17 protein-coding genes are annotated in these 19,353 nt (G+C 66.6%); 8 read left to right on the top strand and 9 right to left on the bottom strand.

The features are described from left to right. Positions 1-84: 84 nt before the first annotated feature. Together A5784_RS14490 and A5784_RS14485 are read left to right on the top strand one after the other, a co-directional pair. Entirely contained in the window at positions 85-1,317 is a 1,233-nt protein-coding gene (locus A5784_RS14490) for an acyl-CoA dehydrogenase family protein (RefSeq protein ID WP_064945587.1), read from the top strand. Beyond that, positions 1,318-2,454, top strand: a complete 1,137-nt coding sequence (locus A5784_RS14485) for an acyl-CoA dehydrogenase family protein (RefSeq protein WP_064945586.1) — start codon at positions 1,318-1,320, stop codon at positions 2,452-2,454. Between the two features lie 187 nt (positions 2,455-2,641). Here the strand turns inward: A5784_RS14485 and A5784_RS14480 are convergent, their stop codons facing one another. The 3 genes from A5784_RS14480 to A5784_RS14470 are packed head-to-tail and all read right to left on the bottom strand — an operon-like array spanning position 2,642 to position 6,037. Beyond that, positions 2,642-3,643 carry a VOC family protein gene (locus A5784_RS14480; RefSeq protein WP_064945585.1) on the bottom strand — a complete coding sequence of 334 codons (1,002 nt, stop codon included), beginning with the start codon at positions 3,641-3,643 and terminating at the stop codon, positions 2,642-2,644. Beyond that, complete coding sequence (locus A5784_RS14475) at positions 3,636-4,511, bottom strand: alpha/beta fold hydrolase (RefSeq protein ID WP_064945584.1); 876 nt, start codon at positions 4,509-4,511, stop codon at positions 3,636-3,638. Before A5784_RS14475 ends, A5784_RS14480 begins: the two co-directional genes overlap by 8 nt. Next, the gene (locus A5784_RS14470) at positions 4,508-6,037 is read right to left on the bottom strand and encodes a bifunctional 3-(3-hydroxy-phenyl)propionate/3-hydroxycinnamic acid hydroxylase (protein WP_156750559.1); all 1,530 of its coding nucleotides are present in this window, start codon (positions 6,035-6,037) and stop codon (positions 4,508-4,510) included. The genes A5784_RS14475 and A5784_RS14470 overlap by 4 nt, the downstream gene beginning before the upstream one ends. A 91-nt stretch (positions 6,038-6,128) precedes the next feature. On the opposite strand from A5784_RS14470, the gene A5784_RS14465 reads away from it, so the two are divergent. The 5 genes from A5784_RS14465 to A5784_RS14445 all read left to right on the top strand — a co-directional run bounded on the left by A5784_RS14465 (position 6,129) and on the right by A5784_RS14445 (position 10,325). Further along, positions 6,129-6,764 carry a TetR/AcrR family transcriptional regulator gene (locus A5784_RS14465; RefSeq protein ID WP_064945583.1) on the top strand — a complete coding sequence of 212 codons (636 nt, stop codon included), beginning with the start codon at positions 6,129-6,131 and terminating at the stop codon, positions 6,762-6,764. Further along, the gene (locus A5784_RS14460; protein WP_197514747.1) at positions 6,761-7,654 is read left to right on the top strand and encodes an acetaldehyde dehydrogenase (acetylating); all 894 of its coding nucleotides are present in this window, start codon (positions 6,761-6,763) and stop codon (positions 7,652-7,654) included. Before A5784_RS14465 ends, A5784_RS14460 begins: the two co-directional genes overlap by 4 nt. Then, positions 7,651-8,655 carry a 4-hydroxy-2-oxovalerate aldolase gene (gene dmpG, locus A5784_RS14455; protein ID WP_064945582.1) on the top strand — a complete coding sequence of 335 codons (1,005 nt, stop codon included), beginning with the start codon at positions 7,651-7,653 and terminating at the stop codon, positions 8,653-8,655. The genes A5784_RS14460 and dmpG overlap by 4 nt, the downstream gene beginning before the upstream one ends. A gap of 38 nt (positions 8,656-8,693) precedes the next feature. After that, positions 8,694-9,569 carry a DMT family transporter gene (locus tag A5784_RS14450; RefSeq protein WP_064945581.1) on the top strand — a complete coding sequence of 292 codons (876 nt, stop codon included), beginning with the start codon at positions 8,694-8,696 and terminating at the stop codon, positions 9,567-9,569. Between the two features lie 177 nt (positions 9,570-9,746). Beyond that, positions 9,747-10,325: a TetR/AcrR family transcriptional regulator gene (locus A5784_RS14445; RefSeq protein ID WP_064945580.1), complete on the top strand. Its 579-nt coding sequence runs from the start codon at positions 9,747-9,749 to the stop codon at positions 10,323-10,325. A gap of 29 nt (positions 10,326-10,354) precedes the next feature. On the opposite strand, the gene atzF is transcribed toward A5784_RS14445, so the two are convergent. Genes atzF through A5784_RS14420 form a run of 5 tightly spaced genes read right to left on the bottom strand, consistent with a single transcriptional unit; the run spans position 10,355 to position 17,031 of the window. Continuing rightward, positions 10,355-12,010 carry an allophanate hydrolase gene (gene atzF, locus A5784_RS14440; RefSeq protein ID WP_064945629.1) on the bottom strand — a complete coding sequence of 552 codons (1,656 nt, stop codon included), beginning with the start codon at positions 12,008-12,010 and terminating at the stop codon, positions 10,355-10,357. A gap of 14 nt (positions 12,011-12,024) precedes the next feature. After that, positions 12,025-14,046, bottom strand: a complete 2,022-nt coding sequence (locus A5784_RS14435) for a 5-oxoprolinase/urea amidolyase family protein (protein ID WP_064945579.1) — start codon at positions 14,044-14,046, stop codon at positions 12,025-12,027. Beyond that, the gene (locus A5784_RS14430) at positions 14,043-14,663 is read right to left on the bottom strand and encodes an urea amidolyase associated protein UAAP2 (RefSeq protein WP_064945578.1); all 621 of its coding nucleotides are present in this window, start codon (positions 14,661-14,663) and stop codon (positions 14,043-14,045) included. Before A5784_RS14430 ends, A5784_RS14435 begins: the two co-directional genes overlap by 4 nt. After that, positions 14,660-15,487 (bottom strand): urea amidolyase associated protein UAAP1, encoded by an 828-nt coding sequence (locus tag A5784_RS14425; RefSeq protein ID WP_064945577.1) that lies wholly within the window; start codon positions 15,485-15,487, stop codon positions 14,660-14,662. Before A5784_RS14425 ends, A5784_RS14430 begins: the two co-directional genes overlap by 4 nt. A 2-nt stretch (positions 15,488-15,489) precedes the next feature. Further along, entirely contained in the window at positions 15,490-17,031 is a 1,542-nt protein-coding gene (locus tag A5784_RS14420) for an amino acid permease (protein WP_064945576.1), read from the bottom strand. 171 nt (positions 17,032-17,202) lie between these two features. On the opposite strand from A5784_RS14420, the gene A5784_RS14415 reads away from it, so the two are divergent. Continuing rightward, the gene (locus A5784_RS14415; protein WP_082944850.1) at positions 17,203-18,231 is read left to right on the top strand and encodes a putative nucleotidyltransferase substrate binding domain-containing protein; all 1,029 of its coding nucleotides are present in this window, start codon (positions 17,203-17,205) and stop codon (positions 18,229-18,231) included. Between the two features lie 113 nt (positions 18,232-18,344). Here A5784_RS14415 and A5784_RS14410 read toward each other — a convergent pair whose 3' ends face one another. Further along, a complete protein-coding gene (locus A5784_RS14410) occupies positions 18,345-19,115 on the bottom strand; it encodes an SDR family NAD(P)-dependent oxidoreductase (protein ID WP_064945575.1) in 771 nt (256 codons plus the stop codon). Between the last annotated feature and the right edge of the window lie 238 nt (positions 19,116-19,353).

The raw sequence follows: 19,353 nt of genomic DNA, 5'->3' as shown, positions 1-19,353 counted from the left end.
GGCGTCGCGCGCGCAAGGGCAGCTCGCATCACTTAACTAACTAGGTTTACTCTGTGGTTGCGACACCGGCAGACAGGGGCACGCATGGACCTGAAGTGGTCTACGACCGACCAGAACTTCCGCGCCGAGGTGCGCGACTTTCTCGCAGAGCATCTGACCGACGATCTTCGGCAGGCGGGGCGGCTGATGACGAGCGTCTACGCCGACCATGACGCCAGCATGGCCTGGCAGCGCATCCTGCATCAGCACGGCTGGGCGGCGCCCGCGTGGCCCGTCGAGTACGGCGGCTGCGACTGGAGCCTGACCCAGCACTACATCTTCAGCAGGGAGTCCACGCTCGCCGGGGCACCGTCACTGTCGCCGATGGGTATCCGCATGGTCGCCCACGCGATCATCAAGTTCGGCACCGAGGCACAGAAGGACTACTTCCTGCCGCGGATCCTCACCGGCGAAGTGTTCTTCTGCCAGGGCTACTCCGAGCCCGAGGCCGGCTCGGACCTGGCCGCGCTGTCCATGGCCGCGGTCGACGATGGCGACCACCTGGTGTGCACCGGAAGCAAGATCTGGACCACCCACGCCCGCGAAGCGAACTGGATGTTCGCACTCGTCCGCACTACGCGCGGCGCGAAGAAGCAGCAGGGCATCACGTTCGTGCTGATCGACATGACCGCGCCGGGCATCGAGATCCGGCCCCTGGTCATGACTTCCGGTGAGGAAGTCCAGAACCAGGTCTTCTTCGACGACGTCCGGGTGCCGAAGAGCAACGTCATCGGCACCATCGACGAAGGCTGGACCGTCGCCAAGTACCTGCTGGAATTCGAGCGCGGCGGCGGCGCGTCGGCTCCGGCGCTGCAGGTGCTCGCCGAGGAGATCGCGACGGTCGCCACGGAACAGCCCGGACCTGCCGGCGGCCGCCTCATCGACGACGCCGCGTTCAGCCGAAAGCTCGCCGAGGCCCGAATCCGCACCGATGTGCTGGAGATCCTCGAATACCGGGTGCTGGCGGCAGTGTCCGAAGGCCGGAATCCGGGAACGGCGTCGTCGATGCTGAAGATCCTCGGTACGGAACTGAGCCAGACGTTGACCGAGCTGTCGATGGAGGCGGCCGGGCCGTGGGGGCGCGCCTACCAGCCGCACGCCACCCGCCCGGGCGGTCCGGTGGCGGATTTCGAACCGCCGGCCGACGGGTATGTCAGTGGCCAACCCTGGCAGGCGGTGGCCCCGCTGCGCTACTTCAACGACCGGGCCGGCTCGATCTATGCCGGCAGCAACGAGATTCAGCGGAACATCCTCGCCAAAGCGGAATTGGGGCTGTAGATGGACTTCAACCTGACCAACGAGCAGGAACTGCTGCGGGAAGGACTGACCAAGTTTCTGTCCAGCCGCTACGACCTCACCTCGAGCCGGTCCGCCGCCAAGACGGGACCGGGCTGGCAGCCCGAGATCTGGCGTGGCTTCGCCGACGAACTCGGCATCCTGGGCGCCACGCTCCCCGAAGCTGCCGGCGGCAGTGGCGGAGGTCCCGTCGAGGCCATGCTCATCGCCGAAGCGCTGGGCCACGCACTGGTGATCGAACCGTTCGTCGACACCGTGGTGGTGGCCGGCGGGCTGTTGCACCGCGCGGGCGGGGCCGATCAGCTGCTGGCCGACATCGTCGACGGCAGCGCCATCGTCGCGCTCGCCGCCGGTGAGCCGGCCTCCGGCGACAACTGGCGCGCCGTCGCCACCACCGCACGCCGTGAGGGCGACGGCTGGGTGCTCGACGGCAGCAAGGCGATGGTGCTCAACGCTCCGTTGGCGACGCATCTGCTGATCACCGCGCGCACGTCGGGTGATCCTGCCGATACCGACGGAATCTCGCTGTTCCTCGTCGAGACCGCCTCACGTCCAGCGGGTCTCACCATTCATCCCTACCGCACGGTCGACGACCGGCAGGCCGCCGACCTGGATCTGCAGAACCTGCGGGTCCCGGCCGACGCCCTGCTCGGAGGCGCGGGGCAGGCGTGGCCGTCGTTGGAGCGGGCCCGCGACGAGGGCGCCGCGGCCGTGTGCGCGGAAGCCGTCGGCGGCATGCGCAAGGTACTCGCCGACACGGTCGAGTACTGCAAGCAGCGACACCAATTCGGCACGGCCATCGGGAGTTTCCAGGCCCTGCAGCACCGCATGGTGGACATGCACATGGAGGTCGAGCAGGCTGCGGCCGCGGTGTATCTCGCGGTGTTGAATCTCGATACCGACGCGGCGGCCCGCGCCAAAGCGGTGTCGGCGGCCAAGGCCACCATCGGCCGCGCCGCGCGCTTCGTCGGCCAGAACGCGGTGCAACTGCACGGCGGCATGGGCATGACCGAAGAGTTGGCCATCGGACATTACTTCAAGCGGCTCACCGCCGTTCAGTACGAGTTCGGCTCGACCGACTGGCACGTGAGTCGGTATGCGGACTTGACGCGCCCGTAGCGGCGGGACGCGTCAGCCGGGCTGCATCATCCGCGCGACACCGCGCATGACGACCCGGCTGACCGTGTGCCGGATGTGCTCGAGCGGTGTGGGTGCAGGCAGCCGAGGTGCGCTACCGAGGCGGGGAAAGAGGGCCAGGGCATTCGTCCTGTCGATGGCAGCCCGTCCGGACGGGTCCAGAGCCTTCTCAGTTGTCGGGGATGCCTGCGCCGGCCAGTGCCGGCACGACGTTCTCTCGCTGTGCCAGGGACAGTGCGCCGAGCTTGAACTGGCTGAGCTTGTCGATGATGCTGCGCCCTTCCGACGTGTGGCCCCAGATGCTGATGCCCCGGTGTGTGGTGGGCTCCCAGGTGGATTCGTCGACCACGATAGGGTTCCAGCCCACCTCCCATTCGAACCCTGACGGCGTCACCGCGTAGTAGGACAGCTCGCGGTCATTGGTGTGCTGTCCCACGTCCAACGCCATGTCGAAGCCGAGTTGCTTCACCCGCTGGTACGACGCGGTCATATCGTCAAGGTCGGCGACCTGAATGTTGAGATGCTGGACGCGGGTCCGGATCGGGTTGAGTGGCAACCGGTTCACTGCGGCGATCGCCACCGAGTGGTGGCGCTCGTTGACCCGCAGGAACCGGATCTTGAACTTGACACCGCTGATGGTCTCGTCGATGTAGTCGGACAGCCGCGCATCGAACACCGTGTCGTAATAGCCCCGCACCTGATGGGGCTTCTTGGTGGTGATCGCGACGTGTCCCAGCCCGGAGTCGCCGGTGACGAACCCGCCGCGGACCGCCATCCGCAGTGGCCCGGAACCTGTTCGGGCGCAGGTGAATACTTCCTGGATGAGCCCGTTAGGTCCCGGGAACCGCACGAGACGTTCGACGCCCCGCAGCGCGGATTCCTCATCTGTTCCGTGGGCCACGGGTACACCGTGGCCGGTGACGCGACGAAGGATCTCGTCGAACGTGGCATGGTCGGCGACATGCCAGCCCAACGCGGTGACATCCTCGGCCGGGCCACGTTGCAGCAGGAATCGACATTCGTTGTCGTCCAACCGGAATCGCATCACATCGGGCAGCGCTTCATCGAGATGCAGCCCGATCGCTTCGCGACCGAAGCGTCGCCAGTCGGCGAACTTGTCGGTTTCGATGACGATGTATCCGAGCTGAACGTTGCCGAACACACTAGCCATGGGCCAACCTCGAATCGGGGCTGAGGAACTCGGTGACGAGCTCGTTGAACAGTTCGGCACGCTCCCACTGCACCCAGTGCCCGGTGTGCGAGGTCATCACGAGTTCCGCGTTGGGCATCAGGTTGAGCAGCATCGGGCCACCGGCCGGGCGGTTGACCTTGTCGTCGCGGCCCCACAGCACCAGGGTCGGCGTCTGCAGATTCTTGAGCCTGCTGTCGCGGGTGAGGTCCATGCGCCACAACGTGCGCAGCGCGAGCGGTCCTGAGGGTCGACGCAGCGGTGGATTCGCCACCACTTCGGGGTCGATCGATGCTCGGTAGCGCACGTCGATCAGGTCGTCAGGAACCGAAGCGCCGTCGTACACCAGGTAATTTCGGATGAAATCGGCGAGTTTCCCGCGGCTTGGGCCGCCACCGCCGTAGTAGGACAGCAGGCTGTTGAGCCCGGCGGTGGGCAGCATCCGGGTGGTGCCGATACCGCCGGGGCCCATCAGGACGAGCTTGCCCACGCGATGCGGCGTATCCAGCGCCAGCCGCAGTGCCGCCGCCCCACCGTAAGAATTGCCGACGAGATGCGCTGTGTCGATGTCGAGTTCGTCGAGCAGAGCGCGGATCGCGTCGGCGAGGTAACCGAACGGGTCGGTCGTGTCGATGCGCTTGTCGGAGGCTCCATAGCCCGGCATGTCGGGCACGATGACGCGGTGGCGCTGCGACAGGGCATCGATGTTGCGGGAGTAGTTCGTGACGCCAGAGGCGCCAGGCCCCCCGCCGTGCAGCATGACGACTGCGGGTCCCGCGCCTGCTTCGGCGAAGAAGATGTCTTTGCCTGCGGCACGGACGGTACGTTCGGTGACGGTGGTGGTGGTCATACGTGGGCTCCGGTCATGTTGGGTAGGGTCAGGCCCACCGGTGGGGCGGGCAGAGGTTCGCCGAATCCGGCTGCGGCATAGATGAATCCGTCAGGCCGCAGGACCACCGCGTCGGCACCGTAGGCACGCAGCCACTGTGTCAGTCCGGGCTCGGTGATTCGGTGGGCCTGGACACCGATCTGTTGCCACGCCTGCGCACCGGTGGGCAGGGCTGTGGTGTAGACCAAGGCCCACGTTCCGCCGAGGAGATCGTCGAGGGGCATCGATGCGCCGTCGCGGACGATCATCGGTTGCGGGATCTGGCGGGCGACGGCGGCGCTGGACATGCCGGCGAAGAATCCGTCGGCGTAGCAGGCTTCGGGAATCCAGAACCGCCGCTGTCCGGCAGCGAGAACGCCGGGCACCTTGGTCAGCGTCCGAAGGACATGGTTGCGGAACGCTGCCACGCCCGAGCGGCGTTCGGTGATGATCCGGCCGACGATCACCGCGCGCCGGGTCACTTCGGTCACGTGCGGCTTACGTTCGGCCTCATAGGAATCCAGCACCGAGTCGGCGAGCTCGCCGCGCAGTACCCCCGCCAGCTTCCAACACAGGTTGGCGGCATCACGCACGCCTGCCGACATGCCCTGACCGATCCACGGCGGCATGGCATGGGCGGCGTCACCTGCGAGGAACACGCGGCCGACCCGCCACCGGTCGGCGACGCGGACGTGGTGACTGTAGACCACCGCGCGCAGGATCTCGACATGCTCTGGCGTGACGCCCTGCGCCCCCAGCACCCGCCATATCGCCTCTTCGGTGACCAATTCTCGCTCATCCTCCCCCGCGCGCACCGGATATTCCCACCGGTGGTGCCCCAGCGGCGTCGGGCAGTCCACGGTGGGCCGCTCGGGATTGCAGTGGAATCGCAAGCGGTCGTGGGCATCCCACTCCTTGCGCACTTTGGTGTCGATGACGACCCACCGTTCGGCATACGTGTGACCGGTGTACCCGATGCCGAATTGTCCACGCGTTGGCGATGATCCACCATCTGCGGCGATCACATAGGACGCCCGGACGCGCTTGAAGGCGTCGGTGTGCAGGTCGGCGAGCATGAGTTCGACGTGGTCGTCGCGGTTGCCGACCCGCAGGCATTCGTGCTCCAGCAGCACGTCGACATTCGGGTAGCGCGCCACGCCCTCCCGCAGGACCTCATCGACGGCGGGTTGGTACAGAAACTGCTGTGACGGGTGCCCGCAGCCGCGGCCTGTGATGACGGTTTCGATGAAGGCTCGCCCATCGGCGTCGACGAATGCCAGCGGCCTCCCGGGCAGCATGTCGCGCTGCAGGCGAGCGGCCAGGCCGACCGACTGCCACACCCGCATCACCTCTTCGTCCGTCGAGATGGCGCGGGCCCGGTTGTAGATATCCGGATCGCGCTCGATCACAACGACTTTCAATCCGAACCGGCCCAGCAGATTGGCTGCGGTGGCGCCGGTCGGCCCATAGCCGATCACCGCGACGTCATAGATGTCTGCACGGGTCATGGGAGCCTCTTTCGCGAGAGCTTGTTCTGTAATGATCACTACGGTAGTGTAGTGATCACTACAGAGTCAAGAGGTCGCCGCAGGAGGGCAGATGACAGACAAGACACGTCCCGCGCCTCGTCGCAAACGTGCCGACGGGGAACAGTCACGCGAGCGAATCCTCGACGCCGCCACCCAGATCGCCTCCGAGCGCGGGTACGAGGGAACCAGCATCGCCCTGGTCAGCAAGGCCTGCGGATTACCGGCCAGCTCCATCTACTGGCACTTCAAGGACAAGGACGATCTGATCGCCGCGGTGATCGAACGCAGCTTCTCCGGTTGGCTCAACGCCTGGCGCCTCCCCGAGGACGGCGCACCGCGCGAACGGGTGAGCGCGATGGCTACGCAAATCGCCAAGGCACTGCTCGACGCCCCCGATTTTCTGCGGCTCGGGCTGATGCTGACGCTGGAAAGACGCCCGGTCGAACCCAGGGCCCGGGCGATGTTCCTGCGCGCGCGAGCGCAGGCTGCTGACGAATTGAAAGCCGCATTCAGCGGGGTCACCGCCGGCCTCACCGACGCCCAGGTTGATCTACTGGTCACGTATGCGATCGCAGGAGCGGACGGCTTGTTCGTCGCCAAAGAGATCGGCGGGGATTCTGTCGACATTCTCGCGTTGTTCGAGGTCCACGCACACGCCATCTACGACACGGCGATCCGGATGATCGCCGAAGGCTCCGACCGATGACAGCGGCCCGCTGGCCCGTGGCGATTCTCGGCTCCGGCGGCGTCGGCACCGACCTGATGGTCAAGATCCAGCAGGGCGACGGCCCACTGTCGGTGGCCGCGATGGCCGACTGCGTCGACGAACTGCTCGCCATGCCGAATCTCGCCGACATCAGGCTGGTTTTCGATACCACGGCGCCCCGCATACGCACCGGCAGTTGGGCCGTCCTCGCGCGGAGCGGGGTGCCGACGATCGATCTCGCCGCGGAGACGATCGGTTCACACTGTGTGCCGGCCCTCAATCTCGATGACGTGCGCAGCGACCGCACCCTGACCATCGGGACGGGTGCCGGGCAGGCCACCGTGCCGATCGTGGCCGCGATCGGACGATCCGGTGTCGTGTCCTACGCCGAGATCGTCTGCGCGGTGGCGTCGCGATCCGTCGGACCCGACGACCGGGCCGGCATCGACGAGTTCATCGAATCCACCGGTGCCGCACTGCGGGAGGTCGGCGGAGCCCGACGAAGTAAGGTCGTGTTGTTGCTGAGCCCGGCCGATCCACCGGCCTTGATGCGAACCACGGTCTACTGCCTTCTCGACGGCGATCTCGACGGCGATCTCGACGACGAAGCCATCGAGGCCGACATCGTCGACATGGTCGAGCGGGTCAACCGCTACATGCCGGGCTACCGCCTCAAACAACGCGTGCAGTTCGAGACGTTCGGCGCCGAGAGCCCGCTGTACATCCCGGAGGCCGGCGCGTTCACGGGCACCCGCGTCACCGCCATGCTCGAGGTCACCGGCGCGGCCGACCACCTGCCGGACTACGCGGGTCACCTCGACATGGTTACCGCGGCCGCCAAGGCTGCCGCGGAGCACATCGCCCTTCGTGCCAACGGAATTCCCTCATGAACCGCCCCCTCTACATCAGCGATGTGACGCTGCGTGACGGCATGCACGCGGTGCGTCATCGGTACCGCATCGACCAGGCAGTGCGGATCGCGCAGGCACTCGACGCCGCCGGAGTCGACTCGATCGAGGTGGCCCACGGCGACGGGTTGGGCGGATCGAGCTGCATCTACGGCTTCGGCGCCCACACCGACCTGGAGTGGATCGAAGCGGTCGCCGGCGCGGCAACCCGGGCCAAGGTCGCCACCTTGTTGCTGCCCGGAATCGGGACGGTACGAAATCTGACCGACGCGCACCACGCCGGGGCCACCGTGGTGCGGGTCGCCACGCACTGCACCGAGGCCGACCTTTCTGCCCGGTACATCGCAGCGGCTCGCGAGCTCAACATGGACACCGCGGGTTTCCTGATGATGAGCCATATGACGACGCCGAACGCGCTGGCCGAGCAAGCCCGCCTGATGGAGGGCTACGGCGCCACCTGCGTCTACGTCGTCGACTCAGGCGGTGCGATGACCATGCGCGACGTCGCCGACCGGATCAGCGCACTACGCCAAACCCTCTCCTCCACAACAGATATCGGCATCCACGCACACCACAATCTCGCACTCGGCGTGGCCAATTCCATCACGGCCGTGGAACACGGCGCACATCGCGTGGACGCTTCGCTCACCGGCATGGGTGCAGGCGCGGGCAACGCCCCGCTTGAGGTCTTCGTCGCCGCGATCGGCAAGCTGGGCGTCTCACACGGCTGCGACCTGCACGCGCTGCAGGATGCCGCCGACGACATCGTGCGTCCCCTGCAAGACCGTCCGGTCCGAGTGGACCGGGAAACCCTGACCCTCGGTTATGCCGGGGTGTATTCGAGCTTCCTGCGGCACGCCGAGGCGGCGGCCGAACGATTCGGTATCGACGCGCGCACGCTGCTCGAGGAAGCCGGCCGCCGAGGCATGGTCGGCGGGCAAGAGGACCTGCTCGTCGACATCGCACTGGATCTCACGACATAATCCGCCCCGACAGGGTGACACGTCCGTAGGGTGTTGGAGTGAGCGCGCGCGGATGGTTGTTGTTCAGCGCGATGAGCATCATCTGGGGCATCCCCTACCTGCTGATCAAAGTCGCGGTCGAGAGCGTCTCGGTTCCCGTGTTGGTTCTGGCCCGTACCGCCGTCGGGGCGTTGGTGCTCCTGCCGCTGGCGCTGTCGCGGGCTGCCTGGGCGCCGGTACTGCGGCACTGGAAACCCGTGCTGGCCTTCGCATTCTTCGAGATCATCGCGGCCTGGGTGCTGCTCACCGATGCCGAACGCACCCTGAGCAGTTCGATGACCGGCCTGTTGATCGCGGCCGCACCGATCATCGCCGCGATGCTCGACCGGCTCACCGGCGGAGAACGCTTGAGCGCCAGACGCATCGCGGGACTGGGCATCGGGATGGCCGGTGTGGCGGTGCTGGCGGGCCCTGGCCTCACGGGCGGGCACGGCGTGCCGATCGCCGAGGTGCTGCTGGTGGCGACTTGTTACGCGATCGCCCCGCTGGTGGCCGCGCGCTACCTCGCCGACGTGCCCGCCCTGCCGTTGACCGCGGCGTGTTTGGCGCTTGCGGCGCTGATCTACACCGCTCCGGCCGTGGCGGCCTGGCCTCACGAGATGCCGTCGGTGCGTGCACTACTGGCATTGGTCGTGTTGGCCGTGGTCTGCACGGCGCTGGCCTTCATCATCTTCTTTGCGTTGATTCGAGAGGTAGGCCCGGCCCGCGCACTGGTGGTGACCTACATCAACCCGGCGGTCGCGCTGGCTGCCGGGGTGATCGTGCTCGGCGAGCCGCTGACGGTCTGGAATGTGGCCGGCCTCGGCCTGATCCTCGCCGGGTCGGTACTGGCCACCCACGCACCCAAGGAACCCGAAACCGAGATCGCTCGCTGACCCAGCCATCTCAGGAAGTGGACAGTTGTCCATTGTGACCTCGTGACGCGCAGTTTTCCGCTCCGGATCGGCGCCTCGATAGCCTGCCTTTTCGCAGTGATCATGTCACTGCCGTTGGCCCAGTTCGAATTTGACCCGTTGATTGCCTTCCTTGCCGATGCTCGATAGCCTGGACAGATGTCCAGCCCGACGGTGGCAACTGTCACCCGTCTGCATGACGCCCACGGTCGGCGCGCACACACATGTCGCCGCATCTTCGGTGCCGCGGCACAGTTGCTCGACAGCGATGCCGACGTCTCGGTGACGCGGTTGGCCGCGCAAGCCCAAATCGCACCTGCGACATTGCGTGCCCACTTCCCATCGCTCGAGGTGGTGTTCGCCGAGCTCTATCTCCATCGGGTGACGACACTGCCGCTCGACGTCGACCCAGACGTCGGCATCGCCGCCCGGGTCAGCGACCAACTCAGGGCAATGACCCTGCTGCTGGCCGACGAGCCGAGGTTGGCCCGCATGTGCACCCAGGTACTGGTGAGCGCCGAGGACGACACCGTCGCCGATGTCCGATCCCGCATCTCCAGTGAGGTGCGGCGACGGATTTCCACGGCCCTGGGAACCGGCGCCTGGCCCGAAGTGCTCACCACGCTCGAGTCAGTGTTCTGGGGCGCGCTGCTGCAAGCCCAGACCGGCGCGATGACCTACCGGCAGGCCGCCCGCCGGCTCGAGGTCATGGTCGCGCTCATCGTGCCGCAGGCCTGAGTCCCCAACCCAAGGTTCATCCCCAGGCGTCAGCCCATGTGCGCCGCCAACCAGCCCCCGTATCGTGTGATGTCCCGCCCTTGCTCGGCAGCCGCATGATCGCAACCGAATCCGGTGATCCAGGTGCCATCGTCGAGCTCGACCTTGCCGAGCATCATCGGCGCGGGCAATTCATCGAGGAAGTCGCCGAGAGCGGCCCGCGACAGCACCCACCGCTCCCCCAGGATGGTCGCGCCGCCTTCGGTGGTACGGACCAGCCCAGGCTTGGGTGGGACAGTGTCGAGCGCGTACAGCCGGTAGTGCGGTGCGGTCTTGATAGCTCCGCCCCAGCGGGCGCCTCTACTGGTCAATTGATGCTCCAACGGCTGGCCCCGCAGGTGCGCACCGAAGACCGCAAGCTCCGTGACCGCTGCGCTGCCGAGCTCAGGCCAACCGGCAGCAGGCGGCTCACCGAGGAAACGACCCGCGAGGTCAGCGACGACGGCGTCGTGAAAAGTGGGCGCCAGCAACGTGATACCGAACTGTGCACCATCGGCGACCGTTCCGGCAGGAATCGCGATCGCGCACATGTCGAACAGGTTGCAGAAGTTGGTGTACCGACCCATGCGGGTGTTCACTGCTATCGGGTCGGCCACGACCTCGGCGATGCACGGATGCGCGGGTGCGGTGGGCACCAAGAGGGCATCGCAGCCGGTGAGTTGCGCGAGCGCCTCACGTCGCAACTCCTCGACCCGACGGCGGTCCCGCAGCAGATCTGCGGCCGAGTACCCGCCCGCCGCGATGATGATGGACGCTACCGTCGGATCCAATCCCGCATCCGGCACTGCGCCTGCCACGAAACCGCCCGCCGCATCCCAGCGTTCGGCGACAAGCGCGCCGTTGTACAGCAGATCGGCGGCGGCGAAGAACGCGTCCATCGCAATGGGTACCGTCTCGAATCCCGCCGCCTGGGCCCGATGCACCGCCGCATCGAAGGCCACCCGCCAGTCGGCGTCGAGTTCTGGCAGTTCCGCCGGCACCGCGACCCGGGGCGCAGGCGGCGCGGCCAGCGGGACGTCGGCGGGCCAGACGCGTTGGGACGCACCGGCACTCATGGCGGCCATGGCTGCCTGGGCGGTAGCCAGGTCGGCCGCGAAGATGGTCACGCAGTCATAGCTGGCGCACGCCGGTACAACACCGTCGGTACTCACCACTCCGATGGTCGGCTTGATCCCGACGAGCCCCTGCAGACCCGCGGGCACCCGCCCGGATCCCGCGGTGTCGGTGCCGATCGCAATGTGAGCGAACCCCAGTGCGACCGCGACCGCCGAACCCGAGCTCGATCCGCCCGAGATGTACTCCGGTCGCCGTGAATCCCGCACGGCACCATAAGGACTGCGTGTTCCAACCAGCCCGGTGGCGAACTGGTCGAGGTTGGTCTTGCCGATGACGACGGCACCGGCGGCCTTGAGAGCGGAGACCGCCGGTGCGTCGGCATCGGGAAGATAACTGAAGCCTGGGCACGCCGCCGTGGTCGGTACACCCGCCACATCGACGTTGTCTTTCACTGCCAACAGTAGCCCTGCCAAGGGGCCCGCTGCCACGCGGAGATCGGCTTCGACGTCGGCCTGCGGGCGCAGGTGGATGAAGACCTCACTGCGGCCGCTCTCCTCGATGCGCCGGTAGACCTCGGCGACTTCGCCGATGCCTGCAAGCTCGCTCACGCTGACTCCTTCTTGGCGAACTCCCCTGCCGCAGCCCACCGCTGCCGTTCCTCGGCGCGGGCGGTCTCCATTTCCGCGCGAGTGGCGGCGATGTCGCCGGCGTTGGCTGCCAGGAACCGATCATGCTCGGCGAGGGAGAATGTCCCGTCGGCGATCTCGACGCGTCCGCGGCCGGCAGCCATGTCGGCGCGCAGGTCGAGCAACTCGTCCGCGGACACCGGATACCACTGGATACGATCGAAAAACCTGAGCAGCCAAGGGTGTTCAGGCTCGAAACCTGCGGCGCGAAGCGGATGACGGTGGTTCCAGATCTGAGTGGTCCGTCCGACGAATTGGTACCCGCCGGGGCCCTCCATGCCGTAGATGCACAGGTACGCCCCTCCGATACCCACGGCGTTCTCCGGGGTCCACGTGCGGGCCGGGTTGTACTTGGTGGTCACCAGCCGGTGCCGGGGATCCAGCGGTGTCGCCACCGGCGCGCCGAGATACACGTCACCCAGGCCGAGCACGAGATACTCTGCGTCGTACACGATCCGGTGCACATCATCGGTCGACTGCAGGCCGTTCATCCGGCGGATGAATTCGATGTTCCACGGGCACCACGGCGCATCCGACCGCACGCCGTGCATGTAGCGCTCGATCGCCTCACGCGTCGCGGGATCGTCCCAACTCAACGGCAGCCGCACGGTGCGACTGGGGACCACGAGGTCATGTGCGGCCGGCAGTGACGCCTCCCGCTCGGTCAACAGGGGCACCAGCTTCGAGAGCGGGAGCTGGGTCGAGTCCACCTTCACCTGCAACGAACGCACACCAGGCGTGAGGTCGACAAGGCCGGCCGGCCGATCCTGTTCCAGCGCGTGGTGCAAGGCGTGCACACGGGCCCGCAGCGCCAGATCGAGGCGCATCTCCCCATATTCGACGAGCACGTTGTCGTCGCCGCAGCGCCGGTAGGTGACCGCCGTCGATCCATCGGACGAGGTTGCCCGGTGCAGGATTCCGTCGTCCTCGTCACCACCGGAGGAGAACACGGCCGGAATGAAGGCGCGTCGCGGCCTGCCCACTGTGGCGGGCGACGGTGCCGCATCGGCCCGCACCGGCACGAACCGTACCGTGGCCCCCGGCGCGAGCTGGCCCAGCTTCCACCGATCGGCAGCGGTGACAGTGACCGGGCAGACGAAGCCGCCCAGGCTGGGGCCGTCGGGCCCCAGCAGAATCGGGGTATCGCCGGTGAAATCGAGCGAGCCCACCGAATAGGCGTTGTCGTGAATGTTCGACGGGTGTAGTCCGGCTTCCCCGCCGTCGGGCCGGGCCCATTCGGGTTTCGGCCCGATCAACCGAACCCCGGTGCGGTCAGAATTGAAGTGCACCTCGTAGTCGTGCTCCAACAGGGTGTCGATGTCATCGCGGGTGAAGAACTCCGGTGCCGAATGCGGGCCCACCGTGACGGCGATGTACCAATGCTTGCCGATGGCGGGTTGCTCGTCGTAGAGGATCCGCCGCCGCCGTCCCACCGGAGCGTCGGCAATGTCGAGTTTGTCCGCGCCGCACAGCACCCGGCCCTCATGTCCGCCGAACCGGCCGAGGGTGAATGTCGCAGCGCTGCCGAGATATTCGTCGGCGCGCAGCCCACCGGCCACCGCGATGTACGAGCGCAGACCCGCACCAGCAACCAGGCCCACGTCAAGGATCTGATTCGCCCCCACCAGCACCGGTTCCCATTGCGGGACCCGCACCCCGTCGATCGTGACCGGTGCCGGCGCACCGGTGACACACACCCACGTGTCGGTGTCGAACCGTAACGCGGGGCCCGCCATGGTGGTCTCGAATCCCGGCGCGCCTTCGGGGTTGCCCACCGCGATGTTGGCCAGCCGGAATGACACGTCGTCCATCGGTCCCGACGGCGGCACCCCGATCTGCCAGTAGCCGACCCGGCCGGGCCAGTCCTGGACGGTGGTGGCCAGGCCGGGCCGGATGACTTCGATGGTGCGCACGCGGGGAGCAGAGAAGAACTCCGTCATCGGCGCGTCACCACCATGCGCACAGCGGTCGGATCGAATCCGTTGCACGGGTTGTTGATCTGCGGGCAGTTCGAGACCAGCACCAGGGTGTCGATCTCGGCACGTAGCGACAGTTTCTTGCCCGGTGCGGACAAGCCGTCGACGATGCCCAGCGAACCGTCCTGTTCCACCGGCACATTCATGAAGAAGTTGATATTGCTGACTATGTCGGCCTTCGCCAGCCCCCACAGGGCGCCCTCGCCGATGAAGTTCTCCACGCAGGCGTGCTGGTGTTTGGTGTGGTGCCCGTAGCGCAGGGTGTTGGACTCCTGCGAACAGGCGCCGCCGAGGGTGTCGTGGTTACCGACCTCATCCTCGATGATCGTCAGCATCGGCGCGCCGTCGCTGTCGCGCAGCACCGACCCGGTGGTCAGGAAGATGTTGCCCTGCATGGCGATCGTGGCCGGAGCGCTGTAGCGCACGGTGTGATCGTCGGCTCCGTAGAACAACGTGTCCACCGCCTGATTGCCGTGTAGGTCGATGATGGTCAGCACGTCACCCGCGGATACGACCTGCGACCACGGCGCCCGTGGCGCAACCACCTCGTCGACAAGGGTCTCGGTAACAAGCACAGTCATCGGGCACTCCAGACGTCTTCGGAATTCAGGTAAGCGCGTTGGTATTCCGGATCGCGAGCACTGAGCTCGGTCCCGATAGCCGTGAGGTCGCCGAGTGCCGTCCAAGCCAACACTTCGACGGGTCCGACGTCGAACACCGGTGCCGGGTCCAGCGGATGGGCGGTGTTGGCGATGGCCGCGATGAGCGGCAGGTGCGTGATCAGTTCCACCGCCGTGTCCGGGCCGGCAGACCCGGTCGACACCAGTGTGCCGTCGGACTCCACCCGCACGCCGTGGAAGAACGACACACTCGGTGCGACGTCCCGACGGGACAGCCCGTTCTTCAGCGCGGCCAGCGCCAGCAGCTCCCGGCCAGCGGGGCTTGCCGACTGCACCTCCCCCGCACCGTATTTCGCAGTATTGCCCGTGAGCGTGGTGGTACCGCACAGCGCATCGTGGTGGCGTGAGTTGTCCGATACGACGGTGGCCAGCACTCGCCCCTGATCACTGAGCAGCGGGTGCCCAGCCGAAATATAGGCATGCCAGGGCACTTTCACGGTGTCGGCGACGTTGAGGCGTTCCCACGGCGCGTCGGCACGCCACAACAACAGGTGGGCGCACGCGCTGCCGTCCAGATCGCGCAGTCGCAGCCGGGTGCCGCGGGCCAACACCTTGGTGGTGTAGCGCCCTCCTGGCACCGTCTCGGCCCAGGTCAGCCGCTGTGCGTCGACACCCGGCGGTGGGGACGGCCAATTCGATGCCGGGACAACGGGCATCGCGTCGGTGACGGTACCGGCCTGGGCACGGGCGTGGTCGCGTGCCCCGGCAGTCGTCGCAGTGGTCATGCTCAGGCTCCAATCGTGACGGGTTTCGGGTGCGTCTTGCCGCGGGGGAAGCAGGCCACGCCGAGCAGTACGGTGACGGCGACGCTCAGCGGGCCTGCCCATTGCAGGATCGGCATGTCGCCGGTCGGGTTGAAGATCGCGGCTCGCGGCCAACCCAGGTTGACGATCATCAGGGCGCCGTAGGCCACGGCGAGGATGTTGACGACCACACCGAACCTGCCCAGCGAGAACAGCGGAAGACCTTCGGAATCAACCTGATTGCGCTCGGCAGGCCAGCCCTTGAGTCTGCGGTACAACAGCGGGGCGGTGACCATCAGGTAGGCGAGGTAAATCAGAATGATGCAGACGCTGGCCAGCGTCGCGAAGATGGCAGCGTTGCCGACGTTCACCAGCAGGACGCCGATGCACAGCACTCCGATGAGCACCGAGGGCCAGATGGGAGTGCCGGTGCGGCCGTTGACGCGGGACAGGATCGCCGAGCCCGGCAGGCGGTTGTCGCGAGCCATCGAGAACATCAGCCGTGACGCCGCGGTCTGAATGGCCAACGTGCAGATCGTGATCGCGATACACACGTCGATCAGCAGGACCGTTCCCCACGGCGAGGACAGCACGGTGTCGAGCACATACGGCAGCCCCTCGGTGGCCAACCGCCCGTCGGTGAGGCTCGGCGCGGCCATCAGCGCTCCCAAGATCATCAGGCCGCCGCCGAGCGCGGAAACCGACAACGCCAACCGGATGGTGCGCGGCGCCACTCGGCGCGGATTGCGGGTCTCTTCGGCCAGTTCACCTGCCGAGCCGAATCCCACCATCACGTAGGCAGCCATCAGGCCGGACATGATCCACGCCCACATGTAGCCGGGCTGTTGGCCTGGGGTCCCTGTATCGAACACCACCTGGGGGCCACGCTGGGCGTGGGTGAAGAACACCCCGATAACCGCGATGACACCGACGATCTCGCACACGACACCCGCACTGTTGACCCGCGACATCCATTTGACGCCAAGGCAGTTGATCGTCGTCGTGACCACCAGCAGAACAGTGCCGAGCAGCACGGCGTTGGCCGCTCCGCTCGGCGAGGTCAAAGCCGGGTCGTCACCGATGATCTGGAACCGCGCCGAGATCGTGGGCAGCACGACCTGCAGTGCGATGGCGGCAGCCGACGCAGTGACGATCTGGGCCAGGATCATGAACCAGCCGCCGAACCACCCGACCACCTCGCCGCCCATGCGTCGTGACCATTGGTAGACGGCACCCGAAATCGGATAGCGCGCGGCCAGTTCGGCGAAGCACAGCGCGACGAAGAACTGCCCGAGGAAAACTGCGGGCCAAGTCCAGAAGAACGCCGGGCCACCGAATCCGAAGCCCAGCCCGAACAACTGGAAGATCGTCGTCAGGATCGACACGAACGAGAAGCCCGCCGCGAACGACTCGAACCGCCCTAGCCTGCGGTGCAGTTGCTGGTCGTAACCGAATTCGGCCAGGTCGTGATGGTCTCCGGGGTGGTCGGACATATCGCGTCCGGGCGCTGTTGCGCTACTGGTCATAGGAGATGTCCCTCGGGTGCGGGGCGCGCTGCCGCCCGGTCCATATCTGTCGAATGACAGATAAGCGGGCCGCGATGTCCGGGGCGTCACCCGGATGTTTCGTCCATGTAGCCGTCAGTAAGGGTTTGGTTGCCGAACACTCACAGCCCCGGGGCCTGTCAGAATCCCCGTATGCCCGATGACCCGCTGGAGCCGGCACGCCGTCGCATGGCAGCTGCGGTCACCGAGCACGACCTGATCAGCGCGGCTGCCCAAGCGCATGACGCCGTCACTGAATTCATCGCAACCAGATCCGGCGCTGCAACGGTGGCGGAGGGTTGGTCGTCGCTGGTCCGAACAGCCCTGATCGCCGCGGCACGGCTGGTGGGCGCGGACCGGGGTGTCTGGTACGCCTCGGGCAGCGTCGGACGCGGCGACGCACTGCCCGGCTCGGATCTCGAGACCCTGTTCGTCCGGGCGGACGACAGCACGCCCGACGCTGCGTTGGCGCACGCGGCACAGGTCCATGAACTGCTCGGCGCCTGTGATTTCCGCGGTGACGACAACGGAGCGATCGCCGCGCGCGTGCGGTTCAATCGCACGGCCCGTGAGTGGGCCGACGCCATGGGCGACTGGTCCGCTGACCCCGCCGCCGACCGCGGAGTGGTGATGATCGGCCTGCTGGCCGACGCGCTGCCGGTCACCGCAGGTCCCGATCTACGCGGCCAGGCCGGAACGGCGACGCGGGCGCACCCGGCGGCTTTGGCCGCCATGTTGCAGGACGCGACCTACATCCGCGCGCACGTTCCATCCCGGCTGCGGTTGCTCACCACCGGCGACGATGGTGTCGACATCAAGCTCGCCGCGGTGGACCCTGTCGTGCGCATCGCCCGATGGGCGGCGCTCAGTTGCGGCTCAGATGCATTGAGTACCCGCGATCGGCTGCGTGACGGCGCAGGCAGCACCTATCTGGACAGTCTCGACGCGCGCGAACTCGACAAGTGCCATGCCATCGGGTCCAGCATCCGCTGGCGGGTACGGGCGGCGCGATGGAATGCGGCCCTACCCGGAAATCACAGCGGCGAGTACGACGACCGGGTCGACCTGTCAACGCTGTCACCGCAGGACCGCACTGCGCTGCGCAGCATCGGCCGGGAAATCAACGGAATTCGCCGCAAACTCGACTACCTGGCGTCGACGTCGGCGTTCTCCGCGTGGTGAAACCTGACCTCGGACGGCGCGCAGAAGCCTTGAACCTCGGGGAGATTCGCAACGATGTTGCCCTTGCACACCGAGTAGTCGAGCGCTCGCGTTCAGTTATCGAGCTGGCGTCGTCAGCCGACGGTGGTTCCACCGTCGATTGGGTAGACGGCGCCGGTGCAGTAGCGGGCGCGGTCTGAGGCAAGGTAGACGATGAGTTCGCTGACCTCTTCGGGTCGGGCCGGTACAGAGATCGGCTGGGCCGTGATCCACTCGTCGAAGTCCCAGTACGGGTTTTCGGCCATGATGGCTTTTTCTTCGTCGAGCATCGGAGTGTCGACACAGCCCGGAGCGACTGCATTGACTCGGATGTTCTCCTTGGCGTAGGTCAGTGCGGCGGACTTTGTCAGACCGACGACCGCGAACTTGCTGGCCACGTAGCCTGCGTAGCCCCAGGAGCCGACCAGGCCCATGATCGAGGCGGTGTTGACGATCGCGCCGCCGCCTGCCCGGCGCAGCGCTGGGATGGCGGCCCGCATGCCGCGGAAGACGCCGCCGGCGTTGGTGTCCATGACGTTGTTCCAGGTTTCGTCGGTGCAGGTGTCGACGGGATCGCAGTTCACGATGCCTGCATTGTTGATCAAGATGTTCAGGCTGCCGAACTCGGATTCGGTTCGTGCCACCGCGGCCAGCCACTGCTGGTTGTCGCGCACGTCGAGGTGCTGATAGATGGCGCTGCCGCCCTTCTCGCGAATCTGCGCGGCGACCTCCTCGCCCAGTTGGTCGCGGATGTCGGAGACTACGACGTTGGCCCCCTCTTCGGCGAAGCGGAAGGCATGCGCGGCGCCTTGTCCGCGAGCTGATCCCGACACAAGCACCGTACGTCCAGCAAACTCTGGCACCATGATTTTTCTCCTTTGCCCATGGGAAGTCAGATGTCATCGCCCACAGCAAGGGCGTCATCGTGTGCACTGTGCGAACACGACCATCCGTTTGATTTGAACTTTTTTACAAATTCGGTGTCATCGTTGCGCGCACAGCGCATACTGTCAAGACCGAATCATTTTGACTCCCCCAAAGACCGCGCGTGCGAGCATCTTTCGGGCATACCGCAACGACGCACACACGAACGACCATCGCCGG

It is taken from the genome of Mycobacterium sp. 852013-50091_SCH5140682 (genome assembly GCF_001665685.1).
GTDB lineage: Bacteria > Actinomycetota > Actinomycetes > Mycobacteriales > Mycobacteriaceae > Mycobacterium.
This window is presented reverse-complemented; position numbering and strand designations above follow the sequence as displayed.

What these genes read in the sequence shown, in the direction of transcription:
- A5784_RS14490 (WP_064945587.1), top strand. Translation starts at nt 85, where the DNA reads ATGGACCTGAAGTGGTCTACGACCGACCAGAACTTCCGCGCCGAGGTG.
- A5784_RS14485 (WP_064945586.1), top strand. Translation starts at nt 1,318, where the DNA reads ATGGACTTCAACCTGACCAACGAGCAGGAACTGCTGCGGGAAGGACTG.
- A5784_RS14480 (WP_064945585.1), bottom strand. Translation starts at nt 3,643, where the DNA reads ATGGCTAGTGTGTTCGGCAACGTTCAGCTCGGATACATCGTCATCGAA.
- A5784_RS14475 (WP_064945584.1), bottom strand. Translation starts at nt 4,511, where the DNA reads ATGACCACCACCACCGTCACCGAACGTACCGTCCGTGCCGCAGGCAAA.
- A5784_RS14470 (WP_156750559.1), bottom strand. Translation starts at nt 6,037, where the DNA reads ATGACCCGTGCAGACATCTATGACGTCGCGGTGATCGGCTATGGGCCG.
- A5784_RS14465 (WP_064945583.1), top strand. Translation starts at nt 6,129, where the DNA reads ATGACAGACAAGACACGTCCCGCGCCTCGTCGCAAACGTGCCGACGGG.
- A5784_RS14460 (WP_197514747.1), top strand. Translation starts at nt 6,761, where the DNA reads ATGACAGCGGCCCGCTGGCCCGTGGCGATTCTCGGCTCCGGCGGCGTC.
- dmpG (WP_064945582.1), top strand. Translation starts at nt 7,651, where the DNA reads ATGAACCGCCCCCTCTACATCAGCGATGTGACGCTGCGTGACGGCATG.
- A5784_RS14445 (WP_064945580.1), top strand. Translation starts at nt 9,747, where the DNA reads ATGTCCAGCCCGACGGTGGCAACTGTCACCCGTCTGCATGACGCCCAC.
- A5784_RS14435 (WP_064945579.1), bottom strand. Translation starts at nt 14,046, where the DNA reads ATGACGGAGTTCTTCTCTGCTCCCCGCGTGCGCACCATCGAAGTCATC.
- A5784_RS14430 (WP_064945578.1), bottom strand. Translation starts at nt 14,663, where the DNA reads ATGACTGTGCTTGTTACCGAGACCCTTGTCGACGAGGTGGTTGCGCCA.
- A5784_RS14425 (WP_064945577.1), bottom strand. Translation starts at nt 15,487, where the DNA reads ATGACCACTGCGACGACTGCCGGGGCACGCGACCACGCCCGTGCCCAG.
- A5784_RS14420 (WP_064945576.1), bottom strand. Translation starts at nt 17,031, where the DNA reads ATGACCAGTAGCGCAACAGCGCCCGGACGCGATATGTCCGACCACCCC.
- A5784_RS14415 (WP_082944850.1), top strand. Translation starts at nt 17,203, where the DNA reads ATGCCCGATGACCCGCTGGAGCCGGCACGCCGTCGCATGGCAGCTGCG.
- A5784_RS14410 (WP_064945575.1), bottom strand. Translation starts at nt 19,115, where the DNA reads ATGGTGCCAGAGTTTGCTGGACGTACGGTGCTTGTGTCGGGATCAGCT.